Below are 21620 nucleotides of genomic sequence, written 5' to 3' on the forward strand. Positions count from 1 at the left end.
AATGCCATGGTTCGAGAACGCCCCTGGAGAGCCGCTTGTCCGCCACCGCCACGCCCGAGCTTCTACTCACGCCGCTGCACGCGCTCCATCTCGAGCTCGGCGGCCGCATGGTGCCCTTCGCGGGCTATTCGCTGCCGGTGCAGTACCCTGCCGGCCTGATCGCCGAGCACAAGCACACGCGCGAAGCCGCCGGCCTGTTCGACATCTCGCACATGGGCCAGCTGCGGCTGGAAGGCGCCGATGCCGCCACGGCTTTCGAGACGCTGGTGCCCGCCGACATCGTCGGCCTGGGCCGCGGCAAGCAGCGCTACGGCCTGCTGATGACCGAAGAAGGCACCATCGTCGATGACCTCATGATCGTCAACCGCGGCGACGACCTGTTCGTCATCGTCAACGGTGCCTGCAAGGCGGTCGACCTGGCGCTGATCGAAAAGAGCATCGGCTCGCGCTGCAAGGTGATCAACATGCCCGAGCGCGCGCTGCTGGCGCTGCAGGGCCCGAAGGCGGTCGATGCATTCAAGCGCCTGGTGCCTGGCGTGGAGAAGCTGGTGTTCATGACCGGCGAAAGCTTCGCCTGGGAAGGCGGCGAACTGCACGTCACGCGCAGCGGCTACACCGGTGAAGACGGCTACGAAATCTCCGTCGACGGCTCGCAAGCCGAAGCGCTGGCCCGCGCGCTGCTGGCGCAACCCGAGGTGAAGCCCATCGGCCTGGGCGCTCGCAATTCGCTGCGGCTGGAAGCGGGCCTGTGCCTGTACGGCAACGACATCGACACGACCACCACGCCCACCGAAGCGGCGCTGAACTGGTCCATCCAGAAGGTGCGCCGCACGGGCGGCGAGCGCGCGGGCGGTTTCCCCGGCGCGGACAAGGTGCTGGGCCAGATCGACGGCAAGGTGCCGGTGGCCCGCAAGCGCGTGGGCCTGGTCGGGCTGGAACGCGTGCCCGTGCGAGAGCACACCGAACTGCAGGACGCGGCCGGCCGGAAAGTCGGTGAAGTCACCAGCGGCCTGCTGGGCCCCACCATCGACAAGCCCGTCGCCATGGCTTACGTCGACGCGGCGCATGCCGCCGCCGGCACGCGGCTGAATGCCATGGTTCGCGGCAAGGCCGTGCCCATGGAAGTCGCGCCCATGCCCTTCGTGCCGCAGCGGTACTACCGCGGCTGAAGCCCCAATAATCAACCGAGGACAACAGGAGAAGCGCCATGACCGTCAAGTACACCCAGGAACACGAATGGATCCGCACCGAGGGTGCCGCCGCCACCGTGGGCATCACCGTCCACGCGCAGGACGCGCTGGGCGACGTGGTCTATGTCGACCTGCCGGAAGTCGGCAAGACCTACGCCAAGGGCGAAGTCGCCGGCGTCGTCGAATCGGTGAAGGCCGCGGCCGACGTGTACATGCCACTGGACGGCGAAGTGACCGAGGTGAACGAGGCGCTGCGCGCCGACCCCTCGCTGGCCAACAGCGACCCGCTGGGCCAGGGCTGGTTCTTCAGGGTGAAGGTGGCCGACGCGTCGCAGCTCGAAGGGCTGATGGACGAGACGGCTTACGGCGAGTTCGCGAAGAACGCCTGATTCAACTGTCATGCCGGGCTTGACCCGGCATCCATCTCCGGACGCTTGCATCCGTGCGGGCGCGAGCAGCCGGAGATGGATTGCGGGTCGAGCCCGCAATGACAACCTTCGAGGAGTCCCCATGCTGATGCAATCCGCCCGCCCCCTCGGCGAGCTCGAGAACCCCACCGAATTCATCCCGCGCCACATCGGCATCGACGAAGCGGGCGAGAAGCACATGCTGTCGGTCATCGGCGAGGCTTCGCGCCGCGCGCTGATCGAAAGCATCGTGCCGCGTTCCATCGCGCGCGCCACGGCCATGAAGCTGCCCGCGCCGCTGACCGAGGCGCAGGCGCTCCTGGAACTGCGCGGCATCGCCAACAAGAACAAGGTCCACAAGAGCTTCATCGGCCAGGGCTACTACGGCACGCTGACGCCGGGCGTCATCCTGCGCAACATCCTGGAGAACCCCGCCTGGTACACCGCGTACACGCCCTACCAGGCCGAGATCTCGCAGGGCCGCATGGAGGCGCTGGTCAACTTCCAGACCATGGTGTGCGACCTCACCGCCATGCCCATCGCCAACGCGTCGATGCTGGACGAAGCCACCGCCGCGGCCGAAGCCATGACGCTGGCCAAGCGCAGCGTGAAGAGCAAGAGCGACACCTTCGTCATCGGCGGCGACTGCCACCCGCAGACCATCGAAGTGGTGAAGACGCGCGCGCAGCCGCTGGGCATCCACGTGGTGGTCGCCAACTCCGCGCAGGAGTGGGACCAGGCCATGCAGGGCGACTTCTTCGGCGCGCTGATCCAATACCCCGCCAGCAGCGGCTGGGTGCACGACTGGAAGCCCGAGGTCGACAAGATCCACGCCAAGCAGGCTGCGGCCATCTTCGCGGCCGACTTGCTGGCGCTGGCGGTGATCGTGCCGCCGGGTGAGATGGGCGCCGACATCGTGGTGGGCAACACGCAGCGGTTCGGCATGCCGATGGGCGCGGGCGGCCCGCACGCCGCGTACCTGGCGTGCCGCGACGACTACAAGCGGTCCATGCCGGGCCGCCTGGTGGGCGTCAGCGTCGACAGCCACGGCAACCCGGCGTACCGCCTGGCGCTGCAGACGCGCGAACAGCACATCCGCCGCGAGAAGGCCACGTCGAACATCTGCACGGCGCAGGTGCTGCCGGCGGTCATCGCCAGCATGTACGCCGTCTACCACGGCCCGCAGGGGCTGAAGCGCATCGCGCAACGCGTGGCGGCGTACACCGCCGTGCTGGCCGCGGGGCTGGAGAAGCTGGGCTGGTCGCGCGCGCAGATGCACCACCAGACCGCTTTCGATACGCTGTCGTTCCACACCAAGGGCGACACGCAGCGGCTGGCACAGCGCGCCATCTCCATGGGCGCCAACCTGCGGCAGGCCTGGGACGAGTACACCTGCATCTCGCTGGACGAGACCACCACGCGCGCCGAGATCGAACTGCTGTGGAAGATCTTCGCGAAGGATGGCCAGGCGCTGCCCACGTTCGCCGACTACGAGAAGGGCATCGAGCCGCTGATCCCGCGAGAACTGCGCCGCACCAGCGAATTCCTCGCGCACCCGGTGTTCAACACGCACCACAGCGAAACCGGCATGCTGCGCTACATCCGCGCGCTGTCCGACAAGGACCTGGCGCTGGACCGCAGCATGATCCCGCTGGGCAGCTGCACGATGAAGCTGAACGCCACCAGCGAGATGATCCCCATCACCTGGCCGGAATTCGCGCACGTGCACCCGTTCGCGCCGCGCGACCAGCTGGCCGGCTACGCCGAGCTGGACAAGCAGCTTCGCGACTGGCTGTGCCAAGCCACCGGCTACGCCGGCATCAGCCTGCAGCCCAACGCCGGATCGCAAGGTGAATACGCCGGCCTGCTGGCCATCAAGGCGTGGCATGAGAGCAAAGGCCAGAGCCACCGCAACGTTTGCCTGATCCCCTCGTCCGCGCACGGCACCAACCCCGCCAGCGCGCAGATGGTCGGCATGCAGGTGGTGGTGACGGCGTGCGACACGAACGGCAACGTGGACCTCGGCGACCTGAAGGCCAAGTGCGAGCAGCACAAGGACAACCTTGCCTGCATCATGATCACCTACCCCAGCACGCACGGCGTGTTCGAGACGCAGGTGAAGGAGCTGTGCGAGATGGTGCACGCCTACGGCGGCCGCGTGTACGTGGACGGCGCCAACATGAACGCGCTGGTGGGCGTGGCCGCGCCCGGTGAATTCGGCGGCGACGTCAGCCACCTGAACCTGCACAAGACGTTCTGCATCCCGCACGGCGGCGGCGGACCCGGCGTGGGCCCGGTGTGCGTCGTCGAAGACCTCGTGCCTTTCCTGCCCGGCCACGAAGCGGGCGGCATCACCGGCCATCCGGTGGGCGCCGTGTCGGCCGCGCCGCTGGGCAACGCCGCTGTGTTGCCCATCAGCTGGATGTACTGCCGCATGATGGGCGCCGAGGGCCTGCGCCAGGCCACCGAAGTCGCCATCCTCTCGGCCAACTACATCAGCACGCGGCTGAAGGACCACTACCCGACGCTGTACGCCAGCCCCAACGGCCACGTCGCGCACGAGTGCATCCTGGACCTGCGTCCGCTGAAGGACAGCAGCGGCGTCTCCGCCGAAGATGTGGCCAAGCGGCTTATCGATTACGGCTTCCACGCGCCGACGCTGTCGTTCCCGGTGGCCGGCACGCTGATGGTGGAGCCGACCGAGAGCGAGACGCTGGAGGAGATCGACCGGTTCATCGACGCCATGATTTCCATCCGCGAGGAGATCAGGCGCGTGGAGCGTGGCGAGTGGCCGCAGGACGACAACCCTCTGAGGAACGCGCCGCATACCGCAGGTGCGTTGCTGAAGGGAGAGTGGACGCACGCGTATCCGCGCGAAGCTGGGGCGGCGGTGCTGGATGAACGCCGGCATGCGAAGTACTGGCCCCCTGTCGGGCGCGTGGACAACGTGTACGGGGATCGGAATCTGTTCTGTTCTTGCGTGCCGATGTCGGCGTACGAGTAAGTCCGGTCCGTCTCTTTCGTATCGAAGGCCGTGCGGCGCGCCAGGCGGTGCCCGGCTTGGCGCGTGGAACGGTGTGCGGGGTTCCCCAATGGCGTCATTCCCGCGAAGGCGGGAATCCATGGCGTCCGCATTCAACGGCTGTAGTGGAAGCCATGGATTCCCGCCTTCGCGGGAATGACGCCGTTGAGGGGTCGCGCGCTGTAGGTGGAATGCTTCTTCGAACCCGCACACTGGTCCCAGCGCGGCGGCTAAACCCGCTTCTTCTTCCCGAGCCGAGACTCCGTCCCCGCCAGCAGCCGCTTGATGTTCTCCCGATGCCGCCACACCAGCAGCGCGGCCATCGCGAACAGCGCCATCACCACCTCCGCCTCCGCATACCACTGGATCCCGGAACCCAGCAGGAAATACACAGGCGCGAACACCGCAGACACCAGCGAGGCAAGAGACGAATACCGGAAGAAGAACGCGATGATCAGCCACGTCAGCCCGGTCGCGATGCCCAGCAGCCAATGGATGCCGAACACCGCCCCGATGAACGTCGCGACGCCCTTCCCGCCCCGGAACCGGAAGAAGACCGGATAGAGGTGCCCGAGGAACGCCCCCAAAGCCACCATCGCCACCGTCCCATCCTCCAGCCCGAAACGCTTGCCATAGAGACGCACCAGCAGCACCGGCACCAACCCCTTGCACGCATCGAGCAACAGCGTGACGAGCGCGGCCGCCTTGCTGCCCGAACGCAGCACGTTGGTCGCGCCGGGGTTCTTGCTGCCGAAAGTGCGCGGGTCCGACAGCCCCATCGCGCGGCTGACAATGACGGCGAAGGCCAGCGAGCCGACCAGGTAGGCCGCGATCGCGGCCAGCACGGGATACAAGGCGTCCATGGCCGGCGATTTTGCCAGCCACCGATGGGCTAGTCTTCCAGCGCGCAGTGAACGGGCTTGGCGCCGAGCAAGTGCACCACCACCTGGGGTTCGATGCCCACCAGGTACCCGCGCCGCCCGCCGTTGATGCAGATGCGCGGCAGGGCGAGGATGGTCTCCTCCACGTACACCGGCATCTCCCTGCGCGTGCCGAAAGGCGAGGTGCCGCCGACCAGATAGCCGCTGTGGCGGTTGGCCACCTCGGGCTTGCACGGCTCCACCGACTTGGCCCCGATCTGCCGCGCCAGGTTCTTGGTCGACACCTTGCGGTTGCCGTGCATCAGCACGATCAGCGGCCGCGCCTTTTCGTCCTCCATCACCAGCGTCTTCACCACGGTGAACGGATCGAAGCCGAGCACGGCCGCGCTGTGCTCCGCGCCGCCGTGTTCCAGGTACTCGTAGGGATGCTCGGTGAAGACCACGCGATGAGCCTTGAGCATCGCCGTGGCCGGTGTCTCGCTGACGTGCTCTTTCTTCGCCACGGCGCCAACCCAGATTGTCAGATGGCCGGGTCGCGCATCTCCCAGCGCACCTGGTCGATCTCCGCCAGCAGCTCGGCGGGCAGCTTGACGTTCCACGCGTCCAGGTCCTCTTCCAGCTGGGCCAGCGAGGTCACGCCGATGATGGTGCTGCGCGCGATCCACTTCTGGTAGCACCAGGCCAGTGCCATGGTGGCGGGCGACAGGCCGTACTTGCGCGCCAGCGCGCTGTAGCGCCGCGCGGCCTTCAACGCGTCCTCGCGGCCCCAGCGGCCGGCCCGCACCGACTCGAACTTCGCGATGCGCGCGGCGGCCGGCGCACCCGGGCCGGTGAGGCCCGACTCGTCGTACTTGCCCGACAGCAAGCCGAAGCCCAACGGCGAGTACGGCAGCAGCGACACGTCCAGCCGGTGGAGCGATTCGTCCAGCCCGTTTTCCACGCTGCGGTTCAGCAGGCAGTACGCGTTCTGCACCGTCGCCGGCCGCGGCAGGCCATGCTGTTCGGCCAGGCGCACGAACTCGTGCAGGCCGTAAGGCGTCTCGTTCGACAGGCCCATGTAGCGCACCTTGCCGTCCTTCACCAGCTTGCCGAAGGCTTCCAGCTGCTCGTGGATCGAAGTCTTGGTGCGCTCCTTGGTGGGGTCGTAGTACATCGCGCCGAACATCGGCGTGTTGCGCTCCGGCCAGTGGATCTGGTACAGGTCGATCGTCTCGATGCCCAGCCGGCGCAGCGAGTTTTCGCAGGACGTGACGATGTCCGCCGCCGTCATGCCGGCGCCTTCGCGCACCCAGGGCATGCCGCGCGAGGGACCGGCCACCTTGGTGGCGATCACCAGCTTCTGGCGCAGGCCGGGGTTCTTGCGCAGCCAGTGGCCGATGATGGTTTCGGTGGCGCCGCAGGTTTCCTTGCGCGCGGGCACGGCGTACATCTCGGCCGTGTCCAGGAAGTTGATGCCGCGCGCCACGGCGCGGTCCATGATGGCGTGGGCATCGGCTTGCGCGACCTGCTCGCCGAAAACCATGGTGCCGAGGCAGATGGGGGTGACCCGCAGGTCGCTTTGGCCGAGGGAAACGAGGTTCATGGATGACAAGGGCTGGGCATGCAGGCGGACAAGGCTGCCGGGGGAAGCTGCGCAGAATAAACCAACTCCCCGGTCCAGCCCACCCACGACGCCGCGATGCCCGAAGGCCCCTCCCTGGTGATCCTGCGCGAGAAGGCCCAGGTGTTCGAGGGCCGCCGCATCCTGCGGGTGGAAGGCAATTCGAAGATCGACCAGGGCCGCCTGAAGGGCCGCACCATCACGGCCATCCGCACCTGGGGCAAGCACTTCCTCGTCGAGACGCCCAAGGTCTCGCTGCGCATCCACCTGCTGATGTTCGGCTCGTACTGCATCGACGAGCGCAAGGACAAGCCGCTGCGCATCGGGCTGGGCTTTGCCGGCGGGCGCGAGCTGAACTTCTACAGCTGCGCGGCCCGGCTGGTGGATGAACCGCTGGACCTGGTGTACGACTGGGCCGCCGACGTGCTGTCCGGCCAGTGGGACCCGGAGCTGGCGCGAAAGCGCCTGCTGCTGCACCCCGGCACGCTGGCCTGCGACGCGCTGCTGGACCAGTCGATCTTCTCGGGGGTGGGCAACATCATCAAGAACGAAGTGCTGTTCCGCATCCGCGTGCATCCGCTGTCGCGCGTGGGCGATCTGCCGCCGGCCAAGCTGCGCGAACTCATTCGCGAGGCGCGGCAGTACAGCTTCGACTTCCTCGAGTGGAAGAAGGCTTTCGTGCTGAAGAAGCACTGGCTGGCGCACACCAGGCGCACCTGCCCGCGCTGCCACATCCCGCTGCGCAAGGGGCACCTGGGCGTGACGGACCGCCGCAGCTTCTGGTGCGAAAACTGCCAGGCCCGCTACGGCTGAGAAGGCTGGCTACACTGCCGGCCATGCAGCCCAAGTTCGTCGTCTACTCCAAGTCCGCCTGCCCGCAATGCGAGTCGGCCAAGATGCTCCTGAAGTCGCGCGGCCTGCCTTTCGAGGAAATCCGCATCGACGACGAGGCCGAGCGCCTGGCCTTCTACGAGAAGTGCGGCCCTTCGGTGCGCCAGATGCCGCAGGTGTTCGTCAACGACCAGCGCGTGGGCGGCGTCGCCGGCCTGCAGGCGGCGCTGGCGCAGCTCAAGCTCTGAGGACCGCGCCAGCGGCGCGGCGCACCGGCTAGGAAGCGCCGCGGGATCTTCCGGTGCTGTGGTACGCGCCGGTGGAGAACAACTCGGCTTCGGCGTCCTCGATACGCCGCACGCCCGACTTCCCTGCGCGGCTCGCCAGCATCTCCAGCAGCGACTCCGCCAGCGCGATGCCCGATGTCACCGATGGGAAAAAGGACGGACTCTGCGTCGTGAAAAGCAGGGTGGCGTCGGCGATGAGGGACAGCGGCGACGCGTCGCTGTCGGTGAGCGCAAGCAGCTTGCATCCCGCGGCCCTGCCCGCCTCGGCGACCTGGATGGCTTCGCGCGAATAGGGCGCGAAGCTCACCACCACCAGCGCGTCGCCGCGGCGCATCGCCCGCTGCTGCATTTCGAGCGAACCGCCCTGTCCATCGACGAGGTGCACGGCATCCCGGAAGAGGCGGTAGACGTACACAAGTGAGAAAGCGATCGGGAAGCAGGCCCGGAATCCGGCCACGTGCACCGCGTTCGCCTTCTCCAGCAAAGCCGCGGCTTTCACCAGTTCCCCGCCGCTGAGGCGTTCCGTCGTCTCGAGATTGGCCCGGTGGGACTGGAAGATTTCTCCCACCAGGGTGGCGTCCTGGGCACGTCCCTGGAGGGTGCGCGCCTTGTCCCCGTAGGCGGCCGACCCCAGGCCCATGTCCTGCGCCACGGCTTCCTTGAACTGCGGCCATCCCTCGAAGCCCAGCTGCTGCGCGAACCTCACGAGCGTCGAGGGCGGCACGCCCGCCTGCACGCCCACGGTGCGCATCGACTTCGTGACCACCTCGTTCGGATGGTCGAGCGCATAGCGGGCCACCTGCTGGAGGGTGGGCGGCAGCCCAGGAAAGCGCTGACGCAATTCGTTCTTGACGGACATGGCGGGACTTGGCCGGGATTGGACGCCGCCCAAGGATAGTGCCCGTTCGATCGGCGGCCCTTGACGGAACATTTGTTCCGATTAAGAATTAAGTGGGACATTCATTCCACAAGGATTTCGCCGTGACCCATGTGTTCCATCGCCATCTGCGCCGCACCCCGCCGCGCGCCGTCAGCGCGAATGGCGTGTACATCGAAGACGCCGACGGCCGCCGCTACCTCGATGCCTCCGGCGGCGCGGCCGTCTCTTCGCTGGGCCACGGACACCCCGACGTGCTCGCCGCCATGCAAGCGCAGATGGGGCAGCTGGCCTATGCGCACACGAGCTTCTTCACCACGGACGTCGCCGAGCGGCTGGCCGACGAGCTCATACGGACCGCGCCGCAGGGCATGAGCCACGCCTACCTCGTGAGCGGGGGCTCCGAGGCGATCGAGGCGGCGCTCAAGATGGCGCGCCAGTACTTCGTGGAGCTGGGCCAGCCCGAACGCACCCACTTCATCGCCCGCCGCCAGAGCTACCACGGCAACACGCTGGGGGCGCTGGCGGTCGGCGGCAATGCCTGGCGCCGCGAGCCGTTCGCCCCCCTGCTGATGCCGGCGACCCATGTCGCGCCGTGCTATCCCTATCGCGAGCAGCGGCCGGACGAATCCCCGGAGCAATACGGGCAGCGCCTCGCGAGCGAGCTGGAAGCCGCGATCGTCGCCCAGGGACCCGGGCGGGTCATCGCATTCATCGCCGAGACCGTGGGCGGCGCGACAGCCGGTGTTCTCACCCCCGTGCCCGGCTACTTCAAGGCGGTGCGCAGCGTCTGCGACCGCCATGGCGTGCTGCTCATCCTGGACGAGGTGATGTGCGGGATGGGGCGCACCGGCAGCCTGTACGCCTGCGAGCAGGAAGGGATCTCGCCCGACCTCGTCACCGTCGCCAAAGGCCTCGGCGGCGGCTACCAGCCCGTGGGAGCGGTCCTGGCCGGCAAGCACATCGTCGAAGCGATGTCGCGCGGCAGCGGATTCTTCCAGCATGGCCATACGTACCTCGGCCACCCGGTCGCTTGCGCCGCCGCACTGGCCGTGCAGCGAGTCATCCATCGCGACGGCCTGCTCGGGAAGGTTCGCGACGACGGCCACCGGTTCGGGGAATGGCTCCGGGAGGCCTTGGGCGAGCATCCGCACGTAGGCGACATTCGCGGCCGTGGTTTTTTCTGGGGCATCGAGCTGGTCGCCGACCGCGCATCCAAGCGTCCCTTCGACCCCGCGCTGGCGGTCAACGCCCGGCTCAAGGGCGATGCGATGCAGCGCGGCCTGCTTTGCTATCCCTTCGGCGGCACCGTGGACGGGCTGCATGGCGACCACGTGCTGCTTGCCCCTCCTTTTGTCGCGACACAGGACGAACTGCGCGAAGCCGTGCGCCTGCTGGCCGCGTCCGTCGACGCCGTCACCCGTGCGGCGGCGCGCTGATCGCTTCCCTTCCAACCGGTTTCTTCAACCCCACCAAGGACGTACCATGAGCTTTCGCATCCAACTTGCGGTCTGCGCTGCGCTGTCCGCGATCACCCTTCTCCTGGCGACCGGCGCGAGCGCGCAGGACACGGGAACCCTCAAGAAGATCAAGGAGACCGGAGCCATCACCATCGGCAACCGGGAATCCTCGTTCGGGTTCTCCTACAACGACGGCGGCGGCACGCCCATCGGCTACAGCATCGACATCTGCATGAAGATCGTGGATGCGATCAAGAGCGAGCTCAAGATGCCGAAGGTCGACGTGAAGTACCTCACCGTGACCTCGCAGAACCGCATACCGCTGGTGGTGAACGGCACGGTGGATCTCGAGTGCGGCTCCACGACGAACCTGGTGGAACGGCAGAAGGACGTGGCTTTCTCGCCCGACATCTTCCGCTACAACGTCCGCATGGCGGTCAAGGCCAATTCGGGCATCAAGTCGATCTCGGACCTTCAGGGAAAAACCGTCGTGACGACGACGGGGACGACTTCCTATCGCCTTCTGCGCGAAGCGAACAAGGGCAAGGACCTCGACGTCAGCCAGCTCGGCGGCAAGGACCACGCGGAATCCTTCCTGCTTCTCGAAACGGGGCGCGCGTCGGCATTCGTCCTGGACGACATCCTGCTGGCCGGCCTGATCGCCAACGCGAAGAATCCGAAGGACTTCGCCATCACGGGTGAAGCCCTCCGCACGGAGAACCAGGCTCTCATGTACCGCAAGGACGACCCGCAACTGAAGGCGGTTGTCGACCGGGTGGTCACCGGGATGATGAAATCGGGCGAGATGGAGAGGCTCTACAACAGGTGGTTCATGTCCCCGATCCCGCCCAAGGGCGCCAACATCAACTACCCGCTGAATGCCGAGACGAAGGAAGGCTTCGCCAACCCTTCGTCGAAAGGCATCTGACGGCAGGACGCCGTCCTCGCCTGGCGCGCCCGCAGGATGTCGAAGGGCGAGGCCGCGCCGGGCGTCATCGCGCCTTCTCCTCTTCCTGCAGCCGCAGCACCCGCCGCTGCACCTTGCCCGTGGTGGTCATGGGCAGCGCGTCGATGAACTCGATCTCCTTCGGGTATTCGTAGGGCGCCAGCTTGCCGCGCACGTGCTGCTGCAGCTCGGCGATCAGTCGCTCGCCGGGCTTGTGTCCCGGCGCCAGCACCACGAAAGCCTTCACCAGCGCGCCGCGCTCCGCATCCGGCTTCGGCACGACCGCCGCGTTCGCCACCGCGGGGTGCTTCACCAGGCAGTTCTCGATCTCGCTCGGGCCGATGCGGTAGCCCGCGGCCTTGAACACGTCGTCGGCGCGGCCCTGGTACCAGAGGTAGCCGTCTTCATCGCGCGTGGCCAGGTCGCCGGTGCGGCACCAGTCGCCCGTGTACTTGCGCTGCGTTGCCCCGTCATTGCGCCAGTAGCCGATGAAGAAGATCGGGTCGGGTTGGCCGTGCGCGTCGTAGCGATTCACGGCGACGTCGCCCGGCACGCCCGCGGCGCATTCGTTGCCGTCGTCGTCGATCACCGCCACGCGGTGGCCGGGGTACGGCCGGCCCATGCTGCCGGGCCGCGCGGGCCAACCCACACCGCCTGGCGTGCGGCCGTTCATGCTGCAGTTGCCCACCACGTAGTTGATCTCGGTCTGGCCGAACATCTCGTTGACCACCACGCCCAGCTGGTCGCGGCAGTACGCGAAGACCGCGTCGCCCACCGCCTCGCCCGCGCTCATGATGGCCTGCAGCTTCAGCCTGAACTGCCGGCGCGGTTGCGGGAAGGCTTTCATCATCGCCTTCAGCGCAGTGGGGAACAGGAAGCTGTGCGTGACGCCGTGCTCCTGCATCAGCGCGAACGCCGTGTCGGGCGAGAAGCGGCCGTTGTAGGCCACGATGGGGCGGCCGAAGTACAGGCTGGGGAGCAGCGCGTCCATCAGGCCCCCGGTCCACGCCCAGTCGGCCGGTGACCAGAACACGGCTTCACTGTCCGTTCGGGCTGAACTTGTCTCAGGGCGAACGGACTCCGGGAACCCGAACCAGTTCTGGCTGCACACAAACCCCGGCAGGTTCCCGATCAACGCCCGGTGCGGGATCAGCGCGCCCTTCGGCGGCCCCGTCGTGCCGCTGGTGTAGATCAACACCGCGCCTTCATCCGCTTTCGTCTTCGCCGCCGTGAACGTCGCAGGCTGCTTCGCCAGTTCCACGCCCCAGTCCAGGTCGGCCTGCAGCGCCGCCGCGCCCACGCCCACCAGCGTCTTCAGCGCCGGGCACTCGGCGCGCACGGCCAGCAGGTTGGCGATGGAGCTCTCGTCGCAGAGCGCCACCGCCGCTTCGCTGTCCTGCAGGCGGTAAGCCAGCGCCTCAGGGCCGAACAGCATGGACAGCGGCATGGCCACCGCGCCCAGCTGCAGGACGGCCATGTACGCGATGGCGGTTTCGAACCGCTGCGGCATCACCAGCGCCACGCGGTCGCCGCGCTGCACGCCGAGCGATCGCAGCACGTTGCCCAGGCGGTTGGCCTGCAGCTGCAGCGTGGCGAACGTGAGCGTGCGGCCCTCGCCGTCCGGCACGTGCTCGCGCACCGCCACGCGCGCGGCGCCTTCGCCGTCGGCCGCCCAGCGGCCGCAGCACGCCTGCGCGATGTTGAAATGCTCCGGCACCGCCCAGCGGAACGAAGCGTGCATCGCCGCGTGGTGGTCCGCCTGCTTGTCGCTGCCTTGACTCTGGGCCATCGTCTCTGTCTCCTATGATCGGCGGCAATGTACCAACCCCGCCGAGCGTCGCGCAGCGAGTTTGTCCCCATCCGCCGCCTGCGCTACCACGTCCGCGCATGGGGCGAACCGACACCGGGGCAGCCGCCGCTGGTGATGGTGCACGGCTGGATGGACGTGGCCGCGTCGTACCAGTTCGTGGTCGACGCCTTCTCGCAGGACCGCTACGTCATCGCGCCCGACTGGCGCGGCTACGGCCTCACGGAGTCTCCTCCGGCCGACAACTACTGGTTCCCCGATTACCTGGCCGACCTGGACTTCCTGCTGGACCACTACGGCGGCGGGCAGCCGGTTGATCTGGTGGGCCACAGCATGGGCGGCAACGTCGCCATGCTGTACACCGGCGCGCGGCCGGAGCGCATCCGCCGCCTCGTCAACCTCGAAGGCTTCGGCATGCCCGCCACGCGCCCTTCGCAGGCGCCGGGCCGCTACGCCAAGTGGATGGACGAACTGAAGTCCCTGCACCGCGGCGAGATGAGCCTGAAAGACTACGACTCGGCCGGCGGCGTGGCGCGGCGCCTGATGAAGACCAACCGCCGGCTGTCGCAGGACAAGGCGGACTGGCTGGCGCGCCACTGGGCGCGCGAGGACAACGGCCGCTGGCGCATCCTGGGCGACGCGGCCCACAAGATCGTCAACGCCAACCTGTTCCGCGTCGACGAAGTGCTGGAGCTGTACCGGCGCATCATGGCGCCGGTGCTGTGGGTGGAAGCCAGCGACGACAGCCTCAGCCAGTGGTGGCAGGGCCGCTTCACGCTGCCCGAGTTCCACGAGCGGCTGGCGGCCGTGCCCCAGCTGCGCAAAGCCACGGTGCAGGACGCCGGCCACATGCTCCACCACGACCAGCCCGAATTGCTGGCGCGGCTGCTCGAGGATTTCCTCGACAGCTGAGCTTTCGAATACGGGGTCCGCAGCGCAGAGGCCGCAGAGGGACGCAGAAAACGCAGAGAAATGAAATCCCTCAAGTATTTTTTCCGTTCTCTTTCTTCATCTCTGCGTCCTCTGCGCTTCTCTGCGCCCTCTGCGCTGCGGACCCCGCATCCCTTCCCCCACAGCTGAGCCACCCAAGCACACCAGCTGATGCGTCCCGGCCTCATCCGCTGGGAAAAATCCTCATTTCGGGAGGCTGTCTGTAAGACATGGCCTCGAAGCTGGCGTAGGAACACGCCTACCCTCATACTGTCGCCAGAAGTAATGAGAGGTGACTCGGAATGAGCAGGAAGTTCTGGTCGTTGCTGTTTGCAGCTCTGCTGGCGCCGTGCGCCGCGATGGCCGCGGATGACATGGAACAGGGTCTTGGCACGCTGTGGGAATCGCTCTGGCACCAGAGCGGCACGCCCACGCGCATCGTGCGCTGGGAAAACGACATCCGCGTCCGCTTCACCGGCGTCGACCTCAACAAGCACAAGGACTACGTCATGGGCGCGCTGCGCACCGTGACCGACGAGGCGCGCGTCAAGCTCGTCGACGTCACCGACCAGCCGAACGAGCAGGCCAACCTCACGGTCGAGATCACGCCCGACACGGCGCTGGAAGACAACCAGCCGTGCGTGACCTACCTGGACTTCCGCACCGAAGCCAAGATCGACCAGGCCAACATCCAGATGCGCACCAAGGACGTGTACCGCTGCGCGTACCACGAGTCCATGCACCTCATGGGCGTGCGCGGTCACCCGGCCGGCAAGACCGTGCTGAGCTACTTCCCGGTCAAGGTCGACGGCCTGCTGCCGCTGGACCGCGTGATGCTGCGCTCCTGGTATTCGCCCCGCATGAAGGGCGGCATGACACCTTTCGAGGCGCTGCCCATCCTGGCCGACGAGCTGGTGGCCACCATGCCCGACAAGGTGGCCGCGGGGCAGGCGCGCGACCGCTTCTACTCGCAGACCATCGACCAGATGCAGGCCTACGCGGCCGGCAAGGGCGACATCCCGGCCATCGTCAAGCGCTCGGGCAAGTCCACCGAAGACGGCATCCGCCACGGCCGCTCGGAGATGAGCTACTTCCTCGGCGTCGCCTATTTCGAAGGCGCCACCGTCAAGAGCGACCAGAAGCAGGCGCTGTCCTGGTTCGAGCGCGCCGCCAGCGCGGGCAACCGCCGCGCGCAGTCCTACCTGGCCGGTCCCGGCCGCTGACTTCCGGCGCCCGCGCGGCGCCGCGGATGAGTTCTGATCGCGCCCTCGAGGCGCGATTCGCGCTGATCAGGCACCATGGATGAGCTGTCGAGTGGGCATACTTGCCCGCTTGCCCGACAGGACCCGGGCTTCCATCCAAGCCCGTGCCCCAAGACAGCAGCGCCTTCCGCCGAATCCTCACCCGCAACGTCGCGCTCCCACTCGGCCTGGGATTTCTCGCCGCGATCGTTTTCTGCGTCGTCATCGTGTACCTGCTGGACGCGTTCCGGCTGGTGGAGCACACCGACCGCGTGCTCGCACGCGCTTACGCCAACCAGAAGCTGGACCTGTCGCTCGAGAGCGCCGCGCGCGGCTTCCTGCTGAGCGGCGACGAACGCTACCTGGAGGACTACGAGGGCACGCAGGCGCTGCTGTCGTCGGAGATGCAGCTGCTGAAGGAGCAGGTGTCCGACAACCCGCAGCAGGCAGAGCGCATCGCCGTCATCCAGAGCCTGCAGAAGGAGTGGTACGAGTCGGCGAAGACGGCCTTCGCCCGCAAGCGCACCGAGCCGAACTACCAGTCCGCGGGCGTGGGCCGCGGCAAGCAGATCAAGGACGCGGTCCGCGACCGCTACGACGAATTCGTCAACAACGAGCTGCGCCTGCGCGCCGAGCGCACCAACGCCGTCAACCGCAACGTCACCGGAGCGGTCGCCCTGTCGGTGGCGCTGATGCTGGCGCTGGGCGCCCTGCTCGCCTGGCGCGGCCGCGCGGACCTGCTGGGACTTTCCGGGTCCTTCGAATCCGCGCTCCAGGAACAGAAGCGCCAGAGCGACGAGCTGCTGGAGCAGGGCTGGCTGCGCGAAGGCCGCAACCGCCTGTCCGACCGGCTGGTGCGCGAGCAGCAGCTCGAAGGCGTGGGCCACGGGGCGCTGGAACTGCTGTCGCAGTCCATCGGGCTGACGGTCGGCGCGGTGTACCTGGCCAACGAAAGCGGCGACTTCACCCGCATCGCCACCTGGGGCTGGTCGCCCGAAGCCGGCGGCACCGGTGAGCACCTGCCGGCCGGCCGCTCGCTGGTCGCCGAGTGCGGCGCGCAGCGCACGGCGATGGTCCTGGACGAAGTCCCCGACGGCTACCTGCGCGTGAACTCCGCGCTGGGCGCCGCCGCGCCGCGCGCCATCCTGCTGCAGCCGCTGCAGGACGAGGGCCGCCTGGTGGGCGTGCTGGAAGCGGGCTTCCTGCACGCGCCCGGCCGCCGCGAGCGCGACATGGCCGGCGCCGCCGGCACCATCGTCGGCGCGGCCATCGACAGCGCGCGCAACCGCCGCCGCCTGCAGGACGCGCTGGAGGAAACGCAGCAGCTGAACGAGGAACTGCAGGTGCAGCAGGAGGAACTGCGCACCGCCAACGAGGAACTCGAGGAGCAGTCGCGCGCGCTGAAGGATTCGCAGGCCCACCTGGAAAGCCAGCAGGTGGAGCTGGAGCAGACCAACGTGCAGCTGTCAGAACAGGCGCGGCGGCTGGAGGACCAGCGCGACGAATTGCGCGTGGCGCAGCAGGAGCTGGAAGAGCGCGCGGCCGAACTGCAGCGCGCCAGCCGCTACAAGAGCGAGTTCCTGGCCAACATGTCGCACGAGCTGCGCACGCCGCTGAACAGCTCGCTGATCCTGGCCAAGCTGCTGTCGGACAACCCGGCCGGCAACCTGAGCGACGAGCAGGTCAAGTTCGCGCAGTCCATCTACTCGGCCGGCAACGACCTGCTGAACCTGATCAACGACATCCTGGACATCGCCAAGGTCGAAGCGGGCAAGCTGGAGATGCGGCCCGAGGTGACGCCCATCGCCTCGGTGGCGCAGGGGCTGCGCAGCATGTTCGAGCCGCTGGCCGCGCGCAAGGGCGTGCAGCTGGAATGGCACCTGGCGCAGGACCTGCCCGACACGCTGTACACCGACCGCCAGCGGCTGGAGCAGATCCTGCGCAACCTGCTGTCCAACGCGCTGAAGTTCACCGAGCGCGGCACCGTCGCCGTGCACGTCGCGCGCAGCGGCAACGGCGCGCTGTCGTTCGAGGTGCGCGACAGCGGCATCGGCATCGAACCCTCGCAGCAGGAACTGATCTTCGAAGCGTTCCGCCAGGCCGACGGCACCGTCAGCCGCCGCTTCGGCGGCACGGGCCTGGGCCTCACCATCTCGCGCGACCTGGCCAAGCTGCTGGGCGGCGACATCGCGCTGCACAGCACGCCCGGCGTGGGCAGCACCTTCACCGTGGTCCTGCCGCTGGAATACGAAGCCGGCGCCGAGCCGGTGCCCGCGCCGACGCCCACCCCGCGGCCCGAGACGCGCGTCACTGCTCCCCCGCCGGCGCCCGCGCCCACCGGCGCACCGCCTTTCGCCGATGACCGGCAGGCCGCGGCCAACGGGCGCCGCACGGTGCTGGTGGTGGAAGACGACGAGTCGTTCGCGCACATCCTGTTCGACCTGGCGCACGAGCTGGGCTACCGCTGCCTGGTGGCGTACCACGCCGACGAAGGCGTCTCGCTGGCGCGCGAGCACAAGCCCGACGCGGTGCTGCTGGACATGCAGCTGCCCGGCGACTCGGGCCTGTCCGTCCTGCAGCGGCTGAAGGAAGACCCGCGCACGCGCCACGTGCCGGTGCACGTCATCTCCGTCGACGACCGCACCGAGACCGCACTGCACCTGGGCGCGATCGGCTACGCGCGCAAGCCGGCCACGCGCGAGCAGCTGCAGGAAGTGTTCAGCCGCGTCGAATCCAAGCTGAGCCAGAAGGTCAAGCGCGTGCTGCTGGTCGAGGACGACCAGCGCCAGCAGGAAAGCATCGCGCGGCTGATCGGCGAAGGCGACGTGCAGATCGTGCCGGTGTCCCGCGGCGCCGATGCGCTGGAAGCGCTGGCCGGCTCGATGTTCGACGTGATGATCATCGACCTGAAGCTGCCCGACATGACCGGGCAGGAACTGCTGCGCCGCATGTCCTCGGGCGAGACGCGCTCGTTCCCGCCGGTGATCGTGTACACCGGCCGCAACCTCACGCGCGACGAGGAAGCCGAGCTGCGCCGCTACTCGCGGTCCATCATCATCAAGGGCGCGCGCTCGCCCGAGCGGCTGCTGGACGAGGTGACGCTGTTCCTGCACCAGGTGGAGAACACCCTCTCGGCCGAGCAGCAGAAGATGCTGCGCACCGCGCGCAGCCGCGACCGCGCCTTCGAGGGCCGCCGCATCCTGGTGGTGGACGACGACATGCGCAACATCTTCGCGCTGACCAGCGCGCTGGAGCACAAGGGCGCGGCGGTGGAAACCGCGCGCAACGGCGTCGAGGCGCTGGAGAAGATGCGCGCGCAGCCCGACGCCATCGACCTGGTGCTGATGGACATCATGATGCCGGAGATGGACGGCTACGCCGCCACGCGCGAGATCCGCAAGGACCCGCGCTGGCAGAAGCTGCCCATCATCGCCGTCACCGCCAAGGCGATGAAGGAAGACCAGCAGCGCTGCCTGGACGCGGGCGCCAACGACTACCTGGCCAAGCCGATCGAGCTGGAGCGCCTCTTCTCGCTGATGCGGGTGTGGATGCCCAAGATGGAGCGGCTCTGATGGCTTCGCTGGCGGACATCGAGATCCGCCTGCTGGTGGAAGCGGTGTACCTGCGCTGGGGGCACGACTTCCGCGACTACGCGCCGGCTTCGCTCAAGCGCCGCGTGCTGCAGGCGCAGCAGCGCATGGGCGCGGCTTCCATCTCGGCCCTGCAGGACCGCGTGCTGCACCAGCCGGGCGAGTTCGACGTGCTGCTGCAGTACCTGACGGTGCCGGTCAGCGGCATGTTCCGCGACCCCGAGTACTTCCTCGCCATCCGCAAGCACGTGGTGCCCGTGCTGCGCACCTACCCTTCCATCAAGGTCTGGGTGGCCGGGTGCAGCACCGGCGAGGAGCCCTACTCGATGGCCATCCTGCTGCTGGAAGAAGGCCTGCTGGAGCGCACCATCTTCTACGCCACCGACATCAACCACGCGTCGCTGGACCGCGCGCGCCGGGGCGTGTTCGCGCTAAACCACATGCAGGCCTTCACGCGCAACTACCAGCGCGCGGGCGGCACGGCCAGCTTCAGCGACTACTACACGGCGGCCTATGGCGGCGCTCTGTTCGACAAGCGCCTGCGCGACGCCATCACCTTCGCCGACCACAGCCTGGCCACCGACTCGGTGTTCGCCGAGACGCAGTTCGTCTCTTGCCGCAACGTGCTGATCTACTTCAACAAGAAGCTGCAGGACCGCGCGCTCGGCCTCTTCCACGACTCGCTGTCGCACCGCGGCTTCCTGGGCCTGGGCACGAAGGAGACGCTGGACTTCACCGCCTACGCCCAGAGCTTCGAGGCGGTGAGCCGCCCCGAACGGCTGTACCGGAGGAAAGGCCTGTGAGGCGCGCCCTGCAGCACCTGCCGCCGCCCATCGAGGCGCTGGCCATCGGGGCCTCGGCCGGCGGCATCGATGCGCTGATCACCCTGTTCTCGGGGCTGGAGCCGCCCTGGCGCGCACCGGTGATCGTGGTGCTGCACCTCCCGGAAGACCACGACAGCCAGCTGGCCGGGATGTTCGCGCGGCGCCTCGGCATTCACGCCGTCGAGGCAGCGCCCGGCGCGCCGGCCGAGCCGGGTCATTTCTACGTCGCACCCCCCGGCTACCATCTGCTGGTGGAGGCCGGCCGCACTTTCTCGCTCAGCTGCGAGGCGCCCGTGCAGTTCTCGCGGCCGTCCATCGACGTTTTGATGGAAAGCTGCGCCGATGCGTACGGCGAATCGCTGGCGGGCCTGGTGCTGACCGGCGCCAACGAGGACGGCGCCGAAGGCCTGGCCGCGATCCGCGCGGCCGGCGGCCTGGCGCTGGCGCAAGACCCGGACGAGGCCGCGCAGCCCGCCATGCCGCAAGCGGCCATCGCGCGAGCGAACCCGCATGCGGTGCTGCCCCTGGCCGAACTGCGGCCGCTGCTGGAGAAACTGCTGAGGCCATGAGCACGCCGATGCCCGAAACCAACCTGCTGCTGGTCGACGACCTGCGGGAGAACCTGGTCGCCCTGGAAGCGCTGGTGCGCGGCAGCGGCCGGCGCGTGTTCAGCGCGCGCGGCGGCGAAGAGGCGCTGTCGCTGATGCTGGAACACCCGTTCGCGCTGGCCATCGTCGACGTGCAGATGCCTTCGATGGACGGCTTCGAACTGGCCGAGCTGATGCGCGGCACCGAGCGCACGCGCCACATCCCCATCGTCTTCGTCACCGCGGCGGGCCGCGAGCTGAACTACGCCTTCCGCGGCTACGAGACCGGCGCCGTCGATTTCCTCTACAAGCCGCTGGACCCCGTGGCGGTGCGCAGCAAGGTGGACGTCTTCGTCGACCTGTACCGCCAGCGCCAGGAGCTGCTGCGCATGCAGGAGCAGCTGGAACGCGCGGTGAAGATGCGCGACGACTTCCTGTCGATGGTGTCGCACGAGCTGCGCAATCCGCTGAACGCGCTGTACCTGCAGGCGCAGCTGCGCCAGCGCATGGCGGCCAAGGGCCAGCCGCCAGACCTGGCGGCTTTCCAGAAGATGGTGTCGCGCGACGAGCACCAGATCCGCAGCATGATCCGGCTGCTGGACGACCTGCTGGACATCTCGCGCGCACGCACCGGGCGGCTGGCGATGTCGCCCAGCGAGATGGACCTGGCGCTGGCGGCGCGGCGCGCCGTGGAAGCGGTGCACGACCAGGCCCGCACCGCGGGCGTGCAGATCTCCGTGGAGGCGCCCGCGGCCATGGGCTTCGTCGGCGACGAGTTCCGGCTGGAACAGGTGGTGCTGAACCTGCTGACCAACGCGCTGCGCTACGGGCGCGGCCAACCAGTGGCGGTGCGGCTTCGCACCGAAGGGCGCGAGGCGCTGCTGTCGGTGCGCGACCAGGGCCCCGGCGTGCCCGCCGCGGAGCAGGAACGCATCTTCCAGCAGTTCGAGCGCGGCTCCACCGGCGGGCAGGTGGCCGGCCTGGGGCTGGGCCTGTTCATCAGCCGGCAGATCGTGGAAGCCCACGGCGGCCGGCTGGAGCTGCGCAGCGACCCTGGCGACGGGGCCGAATTCACGCTCCGGCTGCCGCTGCCGGCCGCGGGGGCATGAGAAAATCCCGCCCTTTGGCCCCGGAAGAAGA

18 protein-coding genes are annotated in these 21620 nt (G+C 68.2%); 13 read left to right on the forward strand and 5 right to left on the reverse strand.

Annotated elements, in window-relative coordinates:
- Positions 1 to 35 precede the first annotated feature (35 nt).
- The 3 genes from gcvT to gcvP all read left to right on the forward strand — a co-directional run bounded on the left by gcvT (position 36) and on the right by gcvP (position 4601).
- Positions 36 to 1169, forward strand: coding sequence for a glycine cleavage system aminomethyltransferase GcvT (gcvT, locus tag EZ216_RS18060; protein ID WP_135251186.1), 1134 nt, complete (start codon positions 36 to 38; stop codon positions 1167 to 1169).
- A gap of 38 nt (positions 1170 to 1207) precedes the next feature.
- Positions 1208 to 1579, forward strand: coding sequence for a glycine cleavage system protein GcvH (gene gcvH / locus EZ216_RS18065; protein WP_135251187.1), 372 nt, complete (start codon positions 1208 to 1210; stop codon positions 1577 to 1579).
- A gap of 121 nt (positions 1580 to 1700) precedes the next feature.
- Positions 1701 to 4601, forward strand: a complete 2901-nt coding sequence (gene gcvP, locus EZ216_RS18070) for an aminomethyl-transferring glycine dehydrogenase (protein WP_135251188.1) — start codon at positions 1701 to 1703, stop codon at positions 4599 to 4601.
- A gap of 248 nt (positions 4602 to 4849) precedes the next feature.
- On the opposite strand, the gene plsY is transcribed toward gcvP, so the two are convergent.
- The 3 genes from plsY to EZ216_RS18085 are packed head-to-tail and all read right to left on the reverse strand — an operon-like array spanning position 4850 to position 7082.
- Positions 4850 to 5482, reverse strand: coding sequence for a glycerol-3-phosphate 1-O-acyltransferase PlsY (plsY, locus tag EZ216_RS18075; RefSeq protein ID WP_135251189.1), 633 nt, complete (start codon positions 5480 to 5482; stop codon positions 4850 to 4852).
- 29 nt (positions 5483 to 5511) lie between these two features.
- A complete protein-coding gene (locus tag EZ216_RS18080) occupies positions 5512 to 6003 on the reverse strand; it encodes an aminoacyl-tRNA deacylase (protein WP_135251190.1) in 492 nt (163 codons plus the stop codon).
- Positions 6004 to 6020: 17 nt separating this feature from the next.
- On the reverse strand, positions 6021 to 7082 hold the full coding sequence (locus EZ216_RS18085) for an aldo/keto reductase (protein ID WP_135251191.1): 1062 nt from the start codon (positions 7080 to 7082) through the stop codon (positions 6021 to 6023).
- A gap of 96 nt (positions 7083 to 7178) precedes the next feature.
- Between EZ216_RS18085 and EZ216_RS18090 the strand changes: the two genes are divergently transcribed.
- Both EZ216_RS18090 and EZ216_RS18095 read left to right on the forward strand, forming a co-directional pair.
- Positions 7179 to 7913, forward strand: coding sequence for a DNA-formamidopyrimidine glycosylase family protein (locus EZ216_RS18090; protein ID WP_135251192.1), 735 nt, complete (start codon positions 7179 to 7181; stop codon positions 7911 to 7913).
- A 23-nt stretch (positions 7914 to 7936) separates the two neighbouring features.
- A complete protein-coding gene (locus EZ216_RS18095) occupies positions 7937 to 8179 on the forward strand; it encodes a glutaredoxin family protein (protein ID WP_135251193.1) in 243 nt (80 codons plus the stop codon).
- Between the two features lie 28 nt (positions 8180 to 8207).
- Here the strand turns inward: EZ216_RS18095 and EZ216_RS18100 are convergent, their stop codons facing one another.
- On the reverse strand, positions 8208 to 9077 hold the full coding sequence (locus EZ216_RS18100; protein ID WP_135251194.1) for a MurR/RpiR family transcriptional regulator: 870 nt from the start codon (positions 9075 to 9077) through the stop codon (positions 8208 to 8210).
- Between the two features lie 122 nt (positions 9078 to 9199).
- Between EZ216_RS18100 and EZ216_RS18105 the strand changes: the two genes are divergently transcribed.
- Together EZ216_RS18105 and EZ216_RS18110 are read left to right on the forward strand one after the other, a co-directional pair.
- On the forward strand, positions 9200 to 10534 hold the full coding sequence (locus EZ216_RS18105) for an aspartate aminotransferase family protein (protein ID WP_135251195.1): 1335 nt from the start codon (positions 9200 to 9202) through the stop codon (positions 10532 to 10534).
- Positions 10535 to 10580: 46 nt separating this feature from the next.
- On the forward strand, positions 10581 to 11483 hold the full coding sequence (locus tag EZ216_RS18110; protein WP_135251196.1) for an amino acid ABC transporter substrate-binding protein: 903 nt from the start codon (positions 10581 to 10583) through the stop codon (positions 11481 to 11483).
- 64 nt (positions 11484 to 11547) lie between these two features.
- Here EZ216_RS18110 and EZ216_RS18115 read toward each other — a convergent pair whose 3' ends face one another.
- Positions 11548 to 13290 carry an acetate--CoA ligase gene (locus EZ216_RS18115; RefSeq protein WP_239024432.1) on the reverse strand — a complete coding sequence of 581 codons (1743 nt, stop codon included), beginning with the start codon at positions 13288 to 13290 and terminating at the stop codon, positions 11548 to 11550.
- Positions 13291 to 13317: 27 nt separating this feature from the next.
- On the opposite strand from EZ216_RS18115, the gene EZ216_RS18120 reads away from it, so the two are divergent.
- From EZ216_RS18120 to EZ216_RS18145, 6 genes are all read left to right on the forward strand, one after another.
- The gene (locus EZ216_RS18120) at positions 13318 to 14220 is read left to right on the forward strand and encodes an alpha/beta fold hydrolase (protein WP_135251197.1); all 903 of its coding nucleotides are present in this window, start codon (positions 13318 to 13320) and stop codon (positions 14218 to 14220) included.
- 320 nt (positions 14221 to 14540) lie between these two features.
- Entirely contained in the window at positions 14541 to 15461 is a 921-nt protein-coding gene (locus EZ216_RS18125; protein ID WP_135251198.1) for an SEL1-like repeat protein, read from the forward strand.
- Between the two features lie 143 nt (positions 15462 to 15604).
- A complete protein-coding gene (locus tag EZ216_RS18130; protein ID WP_135251199.1) occupies positions 15605 to 19051 on the forward strand; it encodes a response regulator in 3447 nt (1148 codons plus the stop codon).
- Entirely contained in the window at positions 19051 to 19872 is an 822-nt protein-coding gene (locus EZ216_RS18135; RefSeq protein ID WP_135251200.1) for a CheR family methyltransferase, read from the forward strand. Before EZ216_RS18130 ends, EZ216_RS18135 begins: the two co-directional genes overlap by 1 nt.
- On the forward strand, positions 19869 to 20462 hold the full coding sequence (locus tag EZ216_RS18140; protein WP_135251201.1) for a chemotaxis protein CheB: 594 nt from the start codon (positions 19869 to 19871) through the stop codon (positions 20460 to 20462). The genes EZ216_RS18135 and EZ216_RS18140 overlap by 4 nt, the downstream gene beginning before the upstream one ends.
- Entirely contained in the window at positions 20459 to 21589 is a 1131-nt protein-coding gene (locus tag EZ216_RS18145; RefSeq protein ID WP_239024433.1) for a hybrid sensor histidine kinase/response regulator, read from the forward strand. Before EZ216_RS18140 ends, EZ216_RS18145 begins: the two co-directional genes overlap by 4 nt.
- The last annotated feature ends 31 nt before the right edge of the window (positions 21590 to 21620 follow it).

Origin of the sequence: Ramlibacter humi (genome assembly GCF_004681975.1) — a bacterium.
GTDB lineage: Bacteria > Pseudomonadota > Gammaproteobacteria > Burkholderiales > Burkholderiaceae_C > Ramlibacter > Ramlibacter humi.